Genomic DNA, 17,476 nt, shown 5'->3' with positions numbered 1-17,476 from the left:
ACATAAAAAAAGCCCAGTTCCACCTGGAACTGGGCTTTTTTTGAATACTGTCGCGAATTAACGCTTCGAGTATTGCGGACGCTTACGTGCTTTACGCAGACCCACTTTCTTACGCTCGACTTCACGAGCATCGCGGGTGACGTAGCCAGCGCGACGCAGAGCGCTACGCAGGGTTTCGTCGTAGTCCATCAGAGCGCGAGTGATACCGTGACGGATAGCACCGGCTTGACCGCTGACACCACCACCGATAACGGTGACGTAGATGTCGAACTTCTCGGTGGTTTCAGTCAGTTCCAGCGGCTGGCGAACGACCATGCGCGCGGTTTCACGACCGAAGAACGTCTCGAGAGAACGGTTGTTGATGGAGATGTTGCCAGTGCCCGGACGCAGGAAAACGCGAGCGGTTGCGGTCTTGCGACGGCCAGTGCCGTAATTTTGAGTCGCCGACATAATGAACTATTCCGTTAAATCTTCAGTTCTTGGGGCTGCTGAGCAGTATGAGGGTGAGTAGCGCCCGCATAGACTTTCAGCTTACGGTACATGTCGCGACCCAGTGGGTTCTTAGGCAGCATGCCTTTAACCGCGGTCTCGATCACGCGCTCTGGGGCCTTGGCGATCAACTTCTCGAAGTTGATTTCCTTGATACCGCCCGGGAAGCCGGAGTGGGAGTAGTACATTTTGTCCGAAGTTTTGGCGCCAGTCACACGCACCTGCTCGGCATTGATAACGACGATGTAGTCGCCGGTGTCAACGTGAGGGGTGTATTCTGGTTTGTGCTTGCCACGCAGACGGCTAGCGATTTCGGTAGCCAGACGACCCAGGGTCTGACCAGCGGCGTCAACTACGAACCAGTCGCGCTTTACTGTTTCCGGTTTAGCAGTAAAAGTTTTCATTCTTTATAGCCTCAGAGGCCGCCCAGCGAAAATAAGACGGCAGATCTTACTGGATAGTGCGCACCTTGACAAGTCAAGGACACAGCCGCACACGGACGCTATCGGGGGCTCGGGTCAGCGCGTCCAATATTCGGCAGGGTTCTTCGGTACGCGGGGCATCACTTCCGCAGCACAGAGAGGGGCTGAATTATCCAGATTGCGAAAAAAAATTCAACCTGCTTTTATGCTTCTTTTGCCTTGGGAGATGCAAATGGACTACCGCCAACTGGGCCGCAGCGACCTGAACGTAAGCGCCCTGTGCCTGGGCACCATGACCTGGGGCGAGCAAAACAGCCAGGCCGAAGCCTTCGCCCAGATCGAGCGAGCCAAGGCAGCCGGCATTAACTTCATCGACACGGCAGAAATGTACCCCGTGCCCCCACGCCCGGAAACCTATGCCGCCACCGAGCAAATCATCGGCAATTGGTTCAAGCAGCACGGTGACCGCGCCGACTGGGTTCTCGCCAGCAAGGTGGCCGGCCCAGGCAATGGCATCAGCCACATTCGCGACGGCCAGCTGAAACACAATCGCCAACACATCGTTGCCGCACTCGACGACAGCCTCAAGCGCCTGCAGACCGACTGGATCGACCTTTACCAACTGCACTGGCCAGAGCGCAGCACCAACTTTTTCGGCAAGCTGGGCTACCAGCACCTGCCTCATGACCACTTCACCCCGTTGGAAGAAACCCTGGAAGTCCTCGACGAGCAGGTCAAGGCCGGCAAGATCCGCCACATCGGCCTGTCCAACGAAACCCCGTGGGGCACCATGAAGTTCCTGCAACTGGCAGAAAGCCGCGGCTGGCAGAGGGCAGTCTCGATACAGAACCCCTACAACCTGCTCAACCGCAGCTTTGAAGTCGGCCTGGCGGAAATTGCCATCCGCGAACAGTGCGGCCTGCTGGCCTATTCGCCACTGGCCTTTGGCATGCTCTCGGGCAAATACGAGAACGGTGCGCGCCCTGCCAAGGGCCGCCTGACGCTGTTCAGTCGCTTCTCTCGCTACTCCAACCCACAGACCGTTACGGCCTGCAGCCGTTATGTGACGCTGGCCCGCGAGCATGGCCTGGACCCGGCACAAATGGCCTTGGCGTTCGTCACTCAGCAGCCCTTCGTCACCAGCAACATCATTGGCGCCACGTCACTGGAACAACTGGAGAGCAACCTGGGCAGCCTTGAACTCAAGCTGAGTGATGAGCTACTGGCCAGCATCGAAGCCATCCATCAGGACCAACCCAACCCTGCACCTTGAAGGGCAGTAGCGTACCCGCGGCAAACGCGGGTACGCAGGGTAGACATCACCGGCAAAAAATAAGACGATCCAGCCGGTGATTGACCACTTTCCCCTATAAGAATAACGAAATGATCTTTACCCAACCCTCCGCGTCGCTGCGGCGCGTCAGCATTCTGGCCATCGATAAGGTGTTCGCTTCAACCCTGATGCAGGCCAAGGACTTCTTCCATCTGGCCAGCCTGCGTTATAGCAAGCAACTGGGACTGGGCCTCAAGCCCATGTTTGAAACACGCCTGGTCAGCCCCGACGGCAACCCTGTGAACAGCTTTAGCGATGTGCTGATACCGGTAGACGGCGGCCTGGAACAGGCCGATATCATCATCCTGCCGGCGTTCTGGGATGACTTCGATGCCCTGTGTCAGCGCTACCCGCAGATCCTGCCCTGGCTACGTGAGCAACATGCTGCTGGCGCCGTCCTCTGCGGTGAAGCCAGCGGAGTGTTCTGGCTGGCCGAGGCCGGGCTGCTCGACGGCAAGGAGGCCACCACCTACTGGCGCTTCTTTAATACCTTCGCCGAACGCTTCCCCAAGGTCAGCCTCAACCAGGACAAGCACCTGACCGATGCCGACAACCTGTACTGCGCAGGCGGCCCCACCTCAGCCTGTGATCTCTACATCTACCTGATCGAACGCTTCTGCGGCGCCAACGTGGCCCAGGCAGTGTCCCGCGACATCCTTTACGAGGTACAGCGCAGCTACACGCCTGGACGCATGGGTTTTGGTGGGCAGAAACTGCATCAGGACCTGATCATCCTGCAAATCCAGCAATGGCTCGAAGAACACTTCGCCGACAAGTTTCGCTTTGAGGACGTGGCCCGCAACCACGGCATGAGCATTCGCAATTTCATGCGTCGCTTCCAGGGCGCCACGGGTGACAAGCCCCTGCACTATCTGCAGCGTTTGCGGATCGAAACAGCCAAGGGCTTGCTGTCCGGTACGCGCAAGAGCATCAAGACGATCAGCTATGAGGTGGGGTATGACGATGCGAGCTTCTTCGCACGACTGTTCCGCCAGCACACGGCACTGTCACCAAACCAGTACCGCCAGCAGTTCATGCAAGAAGCTTGAGCGACCGCATCACAGGCAGGCCTGCCTCGCGCAGCACAGGGTGCTCAGCGCGAGGGCAGGCTTTGCCAGACGGGCATAACGCGGCTTAAGGACGATGCGCCCGCGCCAGGAACTCGTGGGACTGCATCTCCAGCAAGCGGCTCAGGGTACGCTGGAACTCGAAACTCAAGCGTCCGCCGGTATACAGGTCCTTCAGTTCGACCTCGGCAGAGATGATCAGCTTCACGTTCCGGTCATAGAACTCATCGACCATGTTGATGAAGCGACGAGCGATATCGTCGGTCGCCACGCCCATCTGCTCGACACCACTGAGCAGCACGGCATGGAAAATCTTGCCCAACTCGATGTAGTCGTTCTGGCTACGCGGCCCATCACACAGTTCGCGGAAGTCGAACCAGGCCACGTCGTCACAGGTACGCAACGCAAGAATTTCCCGGTTCTCGATGACCAGCACGTCATTCTCAACAGCCTGGGTGCATTCCGGCGTCAGGGCGCGGAAACTCTTGCGCAGGCTCTCGTGAGCGGCTTCATCGAGCGGGTAATGGAACAGCTCGGCCTGCTCCAGGTGACGCAGACGGTAGTCGACGCCACTGTCGACGTTGACGATCTCGGTGTTCTGCTTGATCAGGGCAATGGCCGGGAGGAAGCGCGCACGCTGCAGACCGTCCTTGTACAGACCATCAGGGACGATGTTGGACGTTGCCACCAGCGTAACGCCGTTCTTGAACAGTTCTTCCATCAGGGTACCGAGGATCATCGCGTCGGTAATGTCGGAAACGAAGAACTCGTCGAAGCAAATCACCCGCGCCTCTTCAGAGAAACGCTTGGCAATGATCGTCAGCGGGTTCTTCTCGCCCTTGAGGGTTTTCATTTCCTCGTGGACCCGCTTCATGAAGCGGTGGAAGTGCGTACGCACCTTCTGCTTGAACGGTAGCGCCTCGAAGAAGGTATCGACCAGGTAGGTCTTGCCCCGCCCTACCCCACCCCAGAAATACAGGCCTTTGACAGGTACCTGCTCTTTCTTGCCAAACAGTTTGCCAAACACGCCTGGCTTGCTGTTCTGCGCCGCGATCAAATCGTCGTACAGGCGCTGGAGGTGACGCACCGCTGTTTCCTGCGCCGCGTCATGGAAGAATTCGGGACGTTTCAGATCTGCTTGATATCGTTCTAGGGGCGTCATAATTCGTTAGCAAGGCAACAAAAGCGGGCCGTCACTGTAGCGACGGCCCCGGTTATTGGCAATCAGACTTCCGATAGCCTGTTTAGTCCTGTTGTGGCTGCAAGGCCACGCGCAAGCTCTCAATGGCCGCGTCGCGCGCCGCCGCGTCGCTGAACTGCGGGCCATCGGCGACACATTCGCCTTCCAGCCAGAGGCTGAAGCCCAGGCCTTCACTGCGTACATCCAGTGCTTGCCCCTGCTGCAGTTGCTTGGTCACGGCACCGGCAGTCTTGCCGTCGGCAAAGTGACGCGACAGCAGCAGTTGCTCACCATCAGCGGCCAGCAGACGGAAACGGAAGCTGCCGTCATCTTCACGGAAACTGACGAAGCGCGCGGCCTTGGCAGCCTTTTTCTTGACCTCGACAGGCCCCTGCACAATGTTGCGGAACGAGCGCAAGCCAACCGCTTCACGCAGTTGTTCAAGAAACGGCGTAGCGACCTTGCGCGCCTTCTGTGCGCCGGCCAGGAGGATATCTTCCAGGTCAGCAGGTCGCGCGATCAACTGATGGTAGCGCTCACGCGCCTCGCTCAACTGGCCATCGAGCAACTGGAACAGGCGCTGCTTGGCCTCGCCCCAGCCCAAGCCCTGCAGCAGTTCAGTGCGGAACTCTGCCGCCTGGTCCGGCGTAGCGAATGCCTGGAACAGGGTGAACAGGTGGGCGTTGTCCGGATCCTTCGCTTCCCCTGGTGCACGCGAGTCGGTGACGATGCGCGAGATCGCGTCTTTCATCTCCTTGGCACTGCTGAAAAGCGGAATGGTGTTGTCGTAGCTCTTGGACATCTTGCGCCCGTCGAGGCCTGGCAGGGTCGCCACGCTCTCCTCGATCAGGGCTTCGGGCATGACAAAGAACTCCTTGCCCTGACCGAACAGGTGGTTGAAACGCTGACCGATATCACGCGCCATTTCCACGTGTTGAATCTGGTCACGGCCCACCGGCACCTTGTGCGCGTTGAACATCAGGATGTCGGCAGCCATCAGCACCGGGTAGCTGTAAAGGCCCATGCTGATGCCCGCATCCGGGTCTTCACCGTTTTCCAGGTTCTTGTCCACGGACGCTTTGTAGGCATGGGCGCGGTTGAGCAGGCCCTTGGCAGCGACACAGGTCAGCAGCCAGGTCAGCTCTGGAATTTCAGGGATATCGGACTGACGGTAGAACGTGACCCGCTCAGGATCCAGACCACCGGCCAGCCAGGTCGCCGCGATTTCGAGGCGCGAGCGCTGGATACGCTGCGGGTCATCGCACTTGATCAGGGCGTGGTAGTCGGCCAGAAAGTAGAACGAGTCGACATTGTCCTGGCGGCTGGCCAGGATCGCCGGGCGGATGGCACCGGCGTAGTTGCCCAGGTGGGGCGTGCCCGTGGTGGTGATACCGGTAAGGATACGAGTGGTCATGGGTAATCGCTTATCAGGCTTGTATCAGTTCGAAAGGCGCGGCAGCACCAGATCCTTGAGGTCGGTCAGCTTGCCATGAAAAAAGTGTCCGCATTCTGCCACTTTCAGCAGCTCATGGGGGCGCGACAGTGCAGCAGACCAGTCATAGACCAGTTGCGGCGCAACCACTTCATCGGTATCTGGCTGAATCACGATCAGCGGGCAGCCCTGCGGCAACACGTCATTGGCGCTCAGGCGCATGACCGCCGGGGCCACCATGAACAGCCGGGCCAGCGGTACGCCAGCAGCCTCCAGACGACCGCCAAGGCTGGCGGCGACAAATCCACCGAACGAGAAGCCAAACAACGTCAATGGCAATTCAGGATGTTTTTCACGCACCCAGGCGGCCACCGTCTGAGCGTCATCGACCTCACCACTGCCCATATCATGGCTGCCAGCGCTGGCACCGACGCCGCGATAATTGAAGCGTAAAGTGATGTAACCAGCATCACGTGCCGTACGCTGCAAGGTGGAAACCACCTTGTTGAGCATGGTACCGCCCTGAACGGGGTTAGGGTGGCAGAGCAAGGCCACGCCACGGGCGTCGGCCACATCGAGGTACAAGGCTTCGAGCTGGCCAACCGGGCCATCGATGAATACGGGGGTTTCGCGGATAAGCAAGGAAGAACTCCGTGACCTCGGAAAGGGTCGACTCGTCTAGCTGAATGATTCTGTCTGAGATATTTGCGATAGTTCGCGGTATACAGCGCAGGTCCGAGCCGTTAACGTAAAGCAAAGCCGTTTATAGAGGAAGGACTCGTGGAACTCTCGCTCTTAGTTTGGTTGTTGCCGACCCTGGCCCTGGCAGTAGGTGTCGTTGTTGGTTTCCTGGTCGCCCGCCTGTTGCCCAATGCCGCGCCGAGCAGCACCCAGCGGCAACTGGACGAAATTCAGGAACGTTTCGACAATTATCAGAACGAAGTGGTCACCCACTTCAACAGCACTGCAGCGCTGGTGAAAAAGCTCACGCAAAGCTATCAGGATGTTCAGGACCATCTGACTGAAGGCGCCAACCGCCTGGCCTTGGACGAACTCACCCGTCAACGCCTGCTGGCCTCGCTGCACGCCGAGACACCACAGGCAACTCGCGAGCGCCTGACGCCTCCTCGCGATCAGGAAGCACCGAAAGACTACGCACCGAAGACGCCAAACGCCCCAGGCATGCTCGACGAGCATTACGGGCTCAAGCGCAACTGACCGAAGCCATCGCAGGCAAGCCTGCTCCAACACAGACCGAGCAACCTGTGGGAGCCGGGCTTGCCCGCGATACAAACGCCGCGAACTCAGGGGCACTCCACCAAAGCTATCGCAGGCAAGCCTGCTCCAACAGAGCCCGTGCCAGCCTGTGGGAGCCGGGCTTGCCCGCGATACAAACGCCGCGAACTCAGGGGCACCCCGCGGGCGCCATCGCAGGCAAACCTGCATCCCATATCAGCTATACCATGGCGCCGTCTCGCTACAGACGGGATACCGCGCTACAGCCTGCTCCAGCACACTCGGTGCCAACGACCCGTTCTGCACCAGGCTATGCAGGCTGGCCAGGACAATGCTGAAGCGGTCGACCTCAAAGAACCGACGTAACTGCTGCCGCGTATCGCTGCGACCGAAACCGTCAGTGCCCAAGGTGGCATAAGGCGCCGACAGGTACTCGGCAATCAACTGCGGCCAGGCCCGCACATAATCACTGGCAGCGACGACCGGCGCGCTCCCCCCCAGGCACTGCTGGACGTAACTGGCCGCTACCCCTGCCTTCGCGCAACGGCCTGCACGTTGTGCATCGCGCGCATCGCGAGCCAGCTCACTGAAGCTTGTGACACTGAACACCTCACTTTCAACCTGCCACTCGTTCGCCAGCAGCTCACTGGCGGCAATCACCTCTCGCAGAATCGCCCCGGAGCCCAGCAGACGTACGCGTCCAGTGGCGTGCTCCAGCGAGTGCTCAGTGAACCGGTACATACCTCGCAGCACCCCTGCATGAGCGGCCTCGGGCAGCGAGGGCTGTGGATAGCTTTCGTTCATCACTGCGATGTAGTGGAACTCGTCGCACTGTTCGCCGAGCATCCGCCGCGCAGCATGCTCCAGAATGACCGCCAACTCACCCGCGAAGCATGGCTCCCAGGCCCGGCAATTGGGCACCATGGACGCCATCACCACGCTGGAACCATCCTGATGCTGCAGGCCTTCACCGCCGAGCGTGGTACGCCCGGCGGTAGCCCCCAGCAGGATGCCCCGGGCACGCTGGTCGGCGGCGGCCCAGATCAGGTCGCCCACCCGCTGGAAACCGAACATCGAGTAATAGATATACACAGGCAGCATCGGTTCGCCGTGCACCGCATACGACGTGGCAGCCGCGACCCAGGAGGACAGCGCCCCAGCTTCGGTAATGCCCTCTTCCAACAACTGACCGTCTTGCGCTTCCTTGTAGAACAACAGTGAACCGGCATCTTCCGGCTCGTAGCGCTGCCCCTGCGGCGAGTAGATACCGATCTGCCGGAACAGGCTGGCCATGCCGAATGTGCGCGCCTCATCCGCCACGATCGGCACAATACGCGGCCCCAGCTCCGGTGCTTTCAACCAGGCGCTGAGTACGCGAACCGCCGCCATGGTGGTAGACATTTCCTTGCCATCCGCCTGCAGCGCAAACCCTGCACTGGCATCCAGCGATGGCACCGGTATCGACCGAACCTCACTGCGACGCGCTGGCAAAAAGCCCCCCAGTGCCGCACGACGCGCTTGCAGATAGCGCATTTCCGGGCTGTCCTCCGGTGGACGGTAGAAGCGCAGCTGTTCGACATCGGCATCCGAGAGCGGCAGATGGAAGCGGTCGCGATAGGCCAAGAGGGCCTGCACATCGAGTTTTTTCGCCTGGTGCGCGGTCATCCGCGACTCACCAGCAGCACTCATGCCATAGCCCTTCTTGGTCTTGGCCAGGATCACTGTTGGCCGCCCCTTACAGGCCTTGGCGGCAGCGAAGGCGGCATACAGCTTGCGAAAATCGTGACCACCGCGCTTCAGGGCGTTGATCTCGGCCGAGCTCATGTGCGCCACCAACTGCTGCAACGCCGGGCTCTGATTGAAGAAATGCTCGAGATTATAGGCGCCGTCATTGGCCCCCAAGGTCTGGAACTGCCCGTCGGGGGTCGCCGCAAGCTGACGCAACAACACATGCTCGCTGTCGCGGGCAAACAGGGCGTCCCACTCCGACCCCCACAGCACCTTGATCACCTGCCAGCCAGCACCGCTGAACAGGGCTTCCAGCTCCTGGACAATCTGTCCATTGCCCCGTACGGGCCCGTCCAGGCGCTGCAAGTTGCAGTTGACCACGAACGTCAGGTTATCCAGTTGCTCACGGGCCGCCAGGGTCAGCCCGGCAATGGACTCCGGCTCGTCCATCTCACCATCACCGAACACGCCCCAGACATGCCGAGCACGCGTATCCGCCAAGCCTCGATGCTGCAGATAACGCATGAAGCGCGCCTGGTAAATCGCACTGATTGGCCCGATTCCCATCGAACCGGTGGGGAACTGCCAGAAGTCAGGCATCAACCAGGGATGCGGATAAGAACACAGGCCGCCACCCTCGACCTCCTGCCGATAGCGCGACAGTTGCGCCTCACTCAGTCGCCCTTCAAGGAACGCCCGGGCGTAAACACCAGGGGCTGAATGCGGCTGAAAAAACACCAGGTCGGCGTGCTGACGATCACCGCCCTTAAAGAAATGCTGAAAACCCACTTCGAAAATTTCGGCGGCCGAAGCGTAGCTGGCGATATGCCCACCCAGATCACCGTAGGCATGGTTGGCCCGAACCACCATTGCCAACGCATTCCAGCGCAGCAAACGGGTAATCCGCTCTTCAATTTCCAGGTCACCGGGATAGGCGCCCTGCTGCTCTACCGACAACGTATTGCGGTACGCCGAATACGCCTGAGCACCGCGCTCTAGGCCCAACTCACGGGCGTGCGCCTCCAGTTGCTCCAGCAAAAAACGCGCACGCGCCGGGCCACAATGCCGCAAGGTCGAGTCCAGCGCATCCAGCCACTCGGCCGTTTCGCCCGGATCGGGATCGACCTGCGGGTCATGTCCAGGCTGCCCTGCCATACCGTCGCCAGGCACACGGTTCATCATTGCCACCATCGCATTGACCCCATCCATGTCAGTTCAGGCACAGGCCTTCAATGCCTGCGCGATGTCTGCCAGCAGGTCATCGATGTCTTCCAGCCCCACCGACAACCGCACCAACCCCTCGGAGATACCGTACTGGGCCCTCTCCTGCGGGGTATAGCTGGAATGGGTCATGCTCGCCGGGTGTTGGGCCAGCGATTCGGCATCGCCCAGACTGACGGCACGGCTGAACAACTGCAGGGCATTCATGAAACGCCGACCGGCGGCAATGCCACCCTTGAGTTCAAAGGCAATCATCCCGCCCGGCAAGCGCATTTGCCGCTGTGCCAGTTCGTATTGGGAAAAACCTGGCAAGCCGGGGTAGTTGATCAACTCCACCTGCGCTTGTTCGGCGAGGAGCTCAGCAATGGCCTGCGCATTACTGCAGTGGCGCTCCATACGCAGCGTGAGCGTCTTCAGGCCGCGCATCAGCAGCGAGGCGTCATGCGGCGAGAGGACAGCGCCGGTCATGTCCTTGAGGCCTTCCAGGCGAATACGGTCAACCAGCGCCTTGCTGCCGATGACCAGGCCAGCGGTGATATCACCGTGACCACTGAGGTATTTGGTTGCCGAATGCACCACCAGATCCGCGCCCAGCTCCAGTGGACGCTGCAGGTACGGCGTGCAGTAGGTGTTGTCGACCACGACGATGATGCCGTGCTGATGGGCAATTTTCGCCACGGCGGCAATGTCTGTCAGATGCATGTTCGGGTTGGCTGGCGATTCGAAGTAGATCACCCGCGTGGCCGGAGTGATCGCGTTTTCGAGCGCTTGCAGGTCACTCATATCGACATGCCGCGAGGTGACACCGAACTCGCCAATGCCGTGGTGCAAGAACGCGAAAGTGCAGCCGTACAAGGTACGCCCTAACAGAATTTCGTCGCCAGGACGCAGCAAGGTCCATAACGTGGAGGTAATCGCCCCCATACCCGACGCCAGCGCCAGCCCGGCCTCGCCGCCTTCCAGCGAAGCCATGCGCGCCTCCAGCAAGGCCAGGGTAGGGTTGGAAATACGGCTGTAGAAGTACCCTGCCTCTTCCCCCGCAAAGCACGCTGCACCGTACTCAACCGTCGGAAATGCGAACGTGGCAGTCTGGTAGATCGGCGGCACCAGTGCACCGTTGTGTGCCAACGGATCGTAACCATGGTGAATGGCACGCGTAGAAAAACCGGATTTATTGTTGGAGTCGCGCATGGCAACAGCCTCTTATGGTTTGCTATAAGCTTATGCCACTCAAGTGCTGATATTTTTCCAAATAAACCCAGCTTTCTCGGCAATTATTAGCATAAAAACAACAATAAAAGACCGTGGAGGGCAAATCATGCCTAACGCCATCGACCGTACCGACCGTGCCCTGCTGGGGGCCTTGCAAGACAATGCCCGGCTCACCGTCGCCGAGCTGGCCGACAGCGTCTCACTGACCACCTCCCCCTGTTGGCGGCGAGTCAAACTGCTGGAAGAGACCGGCTACATCACCGGCTACCAGGCCATCCTCTCGCCCAAGGCCCTGGGGTTTGGCGTGACCGCGTTCGTGAGCATCATGATGGACTCGCACACCAAGGAAATGGCGCGCGCCTTTGAGCAACGGCTCATGGAAATTCCAGAGATCGTCGCCTGCCACAACATCTCCGGCCGCTATGACTTTCTGCTGGAAATCCTCGCACGCGATCTGGAATCGTTCGGCGAATTCACCCGCGAGGTGTTGCAGTCACTACCGGGCGTAAAGGAGATCTACTCGAGCTTTTCCTTCAAGGCGGTGAAAGAGCGGCGGGTGATACCGGTGTCGGAAAAACATATTTAGTCCATCGCCGGACTCAATCATTTAACCGAAATTTCCCACAAGACAATCAGAAACCTTGGCAGCAGGCTAATGAATACTCACTCATTAGCCTGCGATGCAAGCCACAAAAAGCACCCCTCAACGAGGTATCGAGGCATGACGACATTGCTAGTCTTCATCGCCCCACACCAGCCGAGAGGACACCATGAAGCACGTATTGGCGCTTTTGATAGCCGCACTCACCGCCGCATGCACCAATGGGCATTTCATTCTACAAAAGCATGACCCAGAGCGAGCCCATCGCTGCAAAATGGACGCTAACAGGCCGGAATGCTCCATCAACTGATGTTTAAAAACGCCACTCAATAGGAAAATTGAACAATTCCCTATACGGCTCATATGCAGATCTTAAACCGTGAAAAAAGGGGCATGGCTAAAATAAAAAACCCCGCGACAAGCGCGGGGTTTTCGGTCAAGCCAGACGCTTAGATCGCGCCGCGCTTACGCAGCACATCCAGCACCTGCTTCACGCCGTCTTCCAGGCTGACGCTCTGGGTGTCGATCACCAGATCGGCATCCAGTGGTACATCGTACGGGAAGGACTCACCCGGGATGTTGTCGCCACCGGCAGCGTAGAGCCCTTGCGGGTCACGCTCGCGGCAAACCATTGGCGACGCCTGGACGTAGACCGTGACCAGACGCTCCTTGCCGATCAGCGCCTTGGCCTGTTCACGGCCTTCGGCATCCGGCGCGACGAAGGCCGCCAGGGTCAGCAGGCCGGCTTCGTTGAACTGACGCGCAACGTGCGCGGCACGGCGCCAGTTCTCGGTACGCCCGGCGCGGTCCTGTGGCAGGCCCTTGTTCAGGTCATGACGCAGGTTCTGGCCATCGAGCACGTAGACCGCACGGCCCATGTCGAACAGCTTGCGCTCAACGGCATACGCCAAGGTGCTCTTGCCCGCGCCCGACAGGCCGCTGAACAGCACGGTGGCCGGTTGCTGACCGAAACGCAGTGCACGTTCTTCCGTGGCTACGTGAGCCATCTTGCCGTGATGCCCCACCGAACCATGCGGTACAACCGGTGGCGCGATGATCATGCCGGCACCCACGGTGCCATTGGTCAGACGGTCGATGACAATGAAAGCACCAGTGGTGCGGTTGCTGTCATAGCCGTCGAGGGCAATCGGCGCGTCCAGGCTGACCTTGACCCGGCCGATTTCGTTGAGCTGCAACGCACTGGCGGCGCCCTGCTCCAAGGTGTTCACATCAACTTTGTGGGTGATGCTGGCAATCGAGCCCGGAACGTAGCTGGTAGCACGCTTGATGTCGTACTTCTTGCCCGGCAGCATGGGCTCTTCAGCCATCCACACGAGCATGGCATCAAACTGGTCGGTCACCGGTGGAACGTTGTCGGCATGCACCAGCAAGTCACCACGGGAGATGTCGATCTCGTCTTCCATGGTCAGGGTTACGGCCTGGCCTGGGCCTGCCTGTTCCAGCTCACCTTCAAAGGTGACGATGGATTTGACCCGGCTGCTCTTGCCCGACGGCAGAACGACGATCTCGTCGCCCTTGTATACGACACCGCTGGCCAACGTACCGGCAAAGCCGCGGAAGTTCAGGTTCGGACGGTTCACGTACTGCACCGGGAAGCGCAGGTCGGTGAAGTTGCGGTCGGCGGAAACTTCCACGGTTTCCAGAATTTCCATCAGCGCAGGGCCGGTGTACCACGGCGAACGCTCGCTGCGGTTGACCACGTTGTCGCCCTTGAGGGCCGACATCGGTACAAAGTGCAGGCTGCTCGGGTTCAGATTGATGGCATCGGCAAACTTCAGGTAGTCGGCCTTGATCGACTCGAAGACCTGCTCGTCGAAGCCCTTGAGGTCCATCTTGTTGATGGCAACAACGATGTGCTTGATACCCAGCAGCGACGCAATGTAGCTGTGACGGCGGGTCTGGGTCTGCACGCCATAGCGGGCATCGACCAGAATGATCGCCAGGTCGCAGGTAGAAGCACCGGTCGCCATGTTGCGGGTGTACTGCTCGTGGCCCGGGGTGTCGGCAATGATGAACTTGCGCTTGGCGGTGGAGAAATAGCGGTAGGCCACATCAATGGTGATGCCTTGCTCACGCTCGGCCTGCAGGCCGTCGACCAGCAGCGCCAGATCGATGTCTTCGCCAGTGGTGCCGACTTTCTTCGAGTCGCGGGTGATCGCTTCCAGATGGTCTTCGTAGATCATCTTGGAGTCGTGCAGCAGGCGCCCGATCAGGGTGCTCTTGCCGTCATCGACGTTACCGCAGGTCAAAAAGCGCAGCAGTTCTTTACGTTCGTGCTGGGCCAGGTAAGCGAGGATGTCCTCGCTGATCAATTCGGATTGGTGCGACATGCTCTGACCCTAACTTAGAAGTAGCCTTGACGTTTCTTGTCTTCCATCGAACCGGCGCCATCGTGGTCGATGACACGGCCCTGGCGTTCGGACGTTCGCGTCAGGAGCATTTCCTGAATGATGTCCGTAAGGGTTTCAGCTTCGGACTCCACCGCGCCCGTCAACGGGTAGCAGCCAAGGGTACGGAAACGCACTTTCTTCTTGACGATGCGAGCCTTCTCCTCTTCGGAGAGGTGCTCGAGGATGCGCTCGTCGTCGATCATGATCAGCGTGCCGTTCTTCTCGATCACTTCGCGCTCGGCAGCGAAGTACAGCGGCACGATCGGGATACCTTCCAGGTAGATGTACTGCCAGATGTCCAGCTCGGTCCAGTTCGACAGCGGGAACACACGAATCGACTCGCCCTTGTTCACCTTGCCGTTGTAGACGTTCCACAGCTCAGGACGCTGGTTCTTCGGGTCCCAGCGGTGCTTGCTGTCGCGGAACGAGTACACACGCTCCTTGGCGCGGGATTTCTCTTCATCGCGACGAGCACCACCGAACGCGGCATCGAAACCATACTTGTCCAGCGCCTGCTTCAGGCCCTCGGTCTTCATGATGTCGGTGTGCTTGGCACTGCCGTGGGTGAACGGGTTGATACCCTGGGCAACGCCTTCAGGGTTGACGTGGGTGATGAGCTCCAGGCCCATTTCCTCGACCATCTTGTCGCGGAAGCTGTACATCTCCTGGAATTTCCACTGTGTGTCGACATGCATCACTGGAAACGGCAGCTTGCCCGGGAAGAAAGCCTTGCGCGCCAGATGCAGCATCACTGCCGAATCCTTGCCAATCGAGTACAGCATCACCGGGTTATCGAACTCGGCGGCCACCTCACGAATGATGTGGATGCTCTCCGCCTCCAACTGTTTCAAATGCGTCAGTTTGTCGACCATGGCTACTCACGGAAAATCGATCTTATGGACGGCCAGCGGGCCGTGTTCGCGTTCGGCACTCTAGCACAGCGTCCAATTCTATTGAGGAAGCAAACTAGAACGAAACGGTATAAGAATATGCCTAGGGGTTTTGAGTTTCAGATGGGGTTCGGGCAATCGATAAACAGATGCTCCAATGCGAATCGCCGCGCCAGGTAATCGCCCAGTGCCTGCACACCATAACGCTCGGTCGCGTGATGGCCTGCTGCGATAAAGCTGATGCCGTTTTCCCGCGCACTGTGGAAGGTCTGCTCGGACGCTTCGCCACTGAGGTACAGGTCGACACCGGCTGCAATTGCTTGATCAATGTAACCCTGGCCGCCGCCCGTACACCAGCCGACCCTGCGTATAACCCCGTCGCCTTCGATCAGCAGGGGTTCACGCCCCATCACATCCTGCACCTTGCGGGCAAAATCACGCGCAGAAAGCGGTTCGGCCAGCGAGCCGACCAATCCCACTACCCGCGGATTTTCAGGATCCAGAGGGCCTTCAACGGTGATCTCCAGTTGCCGCGCCAGTTGCACGTTGTTGCCGACTTCCGGGTGCAGGTCCAACGGCAGGTGATAGGCCAGCAGGCTCAAATCATGCTTGAGCAAGGTCTTCAGGCGGCGCTGTTTCATGCCGGTGATACAAGGGTTCTCACCCTTCCAGAAATAACCATGATGAACCAGCACCAGGTCAGCGCCGGCCTCGACAGCAGCATCGAGCAACGCCTGGCTCGCAGTGACACCACTGACAATGCGCGTTACCTGTGGGTTGCCCTCGACTTGCAGGCCATTGGGGCAGTAATCCTGAATTTTTGCACTGCCAAGGTAACGGTCGGCTTCCTCGACCAGGGTGCTCAGGGCGACAGCCATGAAAAGACTCCTTAATTCAGCAGTTCAGCGCGGCACAAGGCCTCGTATAATGAACGTCATTATGGGCCGTCGACCGGTTTGGGGAAACCGACGGCATACGCCTGGGGCGCCAGATCAGTTACCGCTATCCGTCATCACGTTGTGCTGTTCCGGCGCAACGCCTGACACAGTATGATCGCGCGCCTTACTACTTCGCGGCCCTCTGCCAACTCCCGAGACTCGTTCAATGCTCAAGGCTTTGCGTTACTTTGGCTGGCCACTGCTGACCGGTGTACTGGTCGCCCTGCTGGTCATCCTGCGCTTCCCACAGTGGGTGGGCTTGCCCAGCCAGGATGTCAATTTGCAGCAGGCGCCGCAAACCACACGCATCATGCAGGGGCCGGTGTCCTACGCCGATGCGGTGAACATTGCCGCTCCCGCCGTGGTCAACCTGTACACCACCAAAATGGTGAACAAGAGCGCTCACCCGCTGTTCGAGGACCCGCAGTTCCGCCGCTTCTTCGGCGATAACCTGCCGAAGCAAAAACGCTGGGAGTCCAGCCTGGGTTCAGCCGTGATCATGAGCCCGGAAGGCTACCTGCTGACCAATAACCACGTGACCGCCGGGGCGGACCAGATTGTGGTGGCGCTCAAGGACGGCCGCGAAACCCTCGCCCGCGTCATTGGCAGCGACCCAGAGACCGACCTCGCGGTCTTGAAGATCGACCTGAAAAACCTGCCCTCAATCACCATTGGTCGCTCCGACGGTATTCATATCGGCGATGTCGCCCTGGCGATTGGCAACCCGTTCGGCGTCGGCCAGACCGTCACCATGGGTATCATCAGTGCCACCGGGCGCAACCAACTCGGCTTGAACACCTATGAAGATTTCATCCAGACGGACGCCGCGATCAACCCGGGCAACTCGGGCGGCGCGCTGGTCGATGCCAACGGCAACCTGACCGGTATCAACACGGCGATTTTCTCCAAGTCCGGCGGCTCGCAAGGCATTGGCTTCGCCATCCCGACCAAGCTGGCCCTGGAAGTCATGAAGTCGATCATCGAGCATGGCCAGGTAATCCGGGGCTGGCTGGGCATCGAAGTACAACCCCTGACTCAGGAACTCGCGGATTCGTTCGGCCTGCAAGGCCGACCAGGCATCATCGTCGCCGGGATCTTCCGCGATGGCCCGGCGCAACAGGCCGGCCTGCAATTGGGCGATGTGATCTTGAGCATCAATGGTGAGGAAGCGGGTGATGGCCGTCGTTCGATGAATCAGGTGGCGCGGACCAAGCCCAACGATAAAGTGACGATCGAGGTGATCCGCAACGGCAAGGCGCTCAAGCTGGTCGCTGAAGTCGGCCTGCGTCCGCCACCCGCGCCGGTGCAGACAGAAA

15 protein-coding genes are annotated in these 17,476 nt (G+C 59.5%); 5 read left to right on the top strand and 10 right to left on the bottom strand.

Going from position 1 to position 17,476, the window contains the following annotated elements; translation table 11 throughout:
* Window positions 1-57: 57 nt before the first annotated feature.
* Entirely contained in the window at window positions 58-450 is a 393-nt protein-coding gene (gene rpsI / locus EKA13_RS21605) for a 30S ribosomal protein S9 (protein WP_065761287.1), read from the bottom strand.
* 14 nt (window positions 451-464) lie between these two features.
* The gene (rplM, locus tag EKA13_RS21600) at window positions 465-893 is read right to left on the bottom strand and encodes a 50S ribosomal protein L13 (RefSeq protein WP_009404632.1); all 429 of its coding nucleotides are present in this window, start codon (window positions 891-893) and stop codon (window positions 465-467) included.
* A 250-nt stretch (window positions 894-1,143) separates the two neighbouring features.
* On the opposite strand from rplM, the gene EKA13_RS21595 reads away from it, so the two are divergent.
* Entirely contained in the window at window positions 1,144-2,184 is a 1,041-nt protein-coding gene (locus tag EKA13_RS21595) for an NADP(H)-dependent aldo-keto reductase (RefSeq protein ID WP_065761286.1), read from the top strand.
* Between the two features lie 212 nt (window positions 2,185-2,396).
* Window positions 2,397-3,293, top strand: a complete 897-nt coding sequence (locus EKA13_RS21590; protein WP_176717467.1) for a GlxA family transcriptional regulator — start codon at window positions 2,397-2,399, stop codon at window positions 3,291-3,293.
* A gap of 85 nt (window positions 3,294-3,378) precedes the next feature.
* On the opposite strand, the gene zapE is transcribed toward EKA13_RS21590, so the two are convergent.
* From zapE to EKA13_RS21575, 3 genes are all read right to left on the bottom strand, one after another.
* Window positions 3,379-4,473 carry a cell division protein ZapE gene (zapE, locus tag EKA13_RS21585; protein ID WP_065761284.1) on the bottom strand — a complete coding sequence of 365 codons (1,095 nt, stop codon included), beginning with the start codon at window positions 4,471-4,473 and terminating at the stop codon, window positions 3,379-3,381.
* An 82-nt stretch (window positions 4,474-4,555) separates the two neighbouring features.
* Window positions 4,556-5,905, bottom strand: a complete 1,350-nt coding sequence (locus EKA13_RS21580; protein ID WP_065761283.1) for a tryptophan--tRNA ligase — start codon at window positions 5,903-5,905, stop codon at window positions 4,556-4,558.
* A gap of 24 nt (window positions 5,906-5,929) precedes the next feature.
* On the bottom strand, window positions 5,930-6,565 hold the full coding sequence (locus EKA13_RS21575; protein ID WP_065761282.1) for an alpha/beta hydrolase: 636 nt from the start codon (window positions 6,563-6,565) through the stop codon (window positions 5,930-5,932).
* A 138-nt stretch (window positions 6,566-6,703) separates the two neighbouring features.
* Here EKA13_RS21575 and EKA13_RS21570 point away from each other — a divergent pair, with 138 nt between their 5' ends.
* Entirely contained in the window at window positions 6,704-7,141 is a 438-nt protein-coding gene (locus EKA13_RS21570) for a Z-ring associated ZapG family protein (protein ID WP_065761281.1), read from the top strand.
* 234 nt (window positions 7,142-7,375) lie between these two features.
* On the opposite strand, the gene mdeB is transcribed toward EKA13_RS21570, so the two are convergent.
* Window positions 7,376-10,042: an alpha-ketoglutarate dehydrogenase gene (gene mdeB / locus EKA13_RS21565; protein ID WP_245704373.1), complete on the bottom strand. Its 2,667-nt coding sequence runs from the start codon at window positions 10,040-10,042 to the stop codon at window positions 7,376-7,378.
* Between the two features lie 60 nt (window positions 10,043-10,102).
* Window positions 10,103-11,299: a methionine gamma-lyase gene (locus tag EKA13_RS21560; RefSeq protein ID WP_065761280.1), complete on the bottom strand. Its 1,197-nt coding sequence runs from the start codon at window positions 11,297-11,299 to the stop codon at window positions 10,103-10,105.
* 127 nt (window positions 11,300-11,426) lie between these two features.
* Here EKA13_RS21560 and EKA13_RS21555 point away from each other — a divergent pair, with 127 nt between their 5' ends.
* A complete protein-coding gene (locus tag EKA13_RS21555; protein ID WP_065761279.1) occupies window positions 11,427-11,906 on the top strand; it encodes an Lrp/AsnC family transcriptional regulator in 480 nt (159 codons plus the stop codon).
* A 464-nt stretch (window positions 11,907-12,370) separates the two neighbouring features.
* Here EKA13_RS21555 and cysN read toward each other — a convergent pair whose 3' ends face one another.
* The 3 genes from cysN to EKA13_RS21535 form a co-directional block, all read right to left on the bottom strand.
* Window positions 12,371-14,272, bottom strand: a complete 1,902-nt coding sequence (gene cysN, locus EKA13_RS21550; protein ID WP_065761278.1) for a sulfate adenylyltransferase subunit CysN — start codon at window positions 14,270-14,272, stop codon at window positions 12,371-12,373.
* A gap of 14 nt (window positions 14,273-14,286) precedes the next feature.
* Entirely contained in the window at window positions 14,287-15,204 is a 918-nt protein-coding gene (cysD, locus tag EKA13_RS21545) for a sulfate adenylyltransferase subunit CysD (protein ID WP_065761277.1), read from the bottom strand.
* Between the two features lie 137 nt (window positions 15,205-15,341).
* Window positions 15,342-16,100 (bottom strand): Nif3-like dinuclear metal center hexameric protein, encoded by a 759-nt coding sequence (locus EKA13_RS21535; protein WP_065761276.1) that lies wholly within the window; start codon window positions 16,098-16,100, stop codon window positions 15,342-15,344.
* 226 nt (window positions 16,101-16,326) lie between these two features.
* Here EKA13_RS21535 and EKA13_RS21530 point away from each other — a divergent pair.
* The coding region (locus tag EKA13_RS21530) for a trypsin-like peptidase domain-containing protein (RefSeq protein ID WP_065761275.1) at window positions 16,327-17,476 on the top strand (1,150 nt) is incomplete at its 3' end.

Origin of the sequence: Pseudomonas defluvii (genome assembly GCF_001695625.1) — a bacterium.
Taxonomy (GTDB): domain Bacteria; phylum Pseudomonadota; class Gammaproteobacteria; order Pseudomonadales; family Pseudomonadaceae; genus Aquipseudomonas; species Aquipseudomonas defluvii.
The sequence above is the reverse complement of the archived record's forward strand: the minus strand, read 5'-3'. Positions and strand labels throughout refer to the sequence as shown.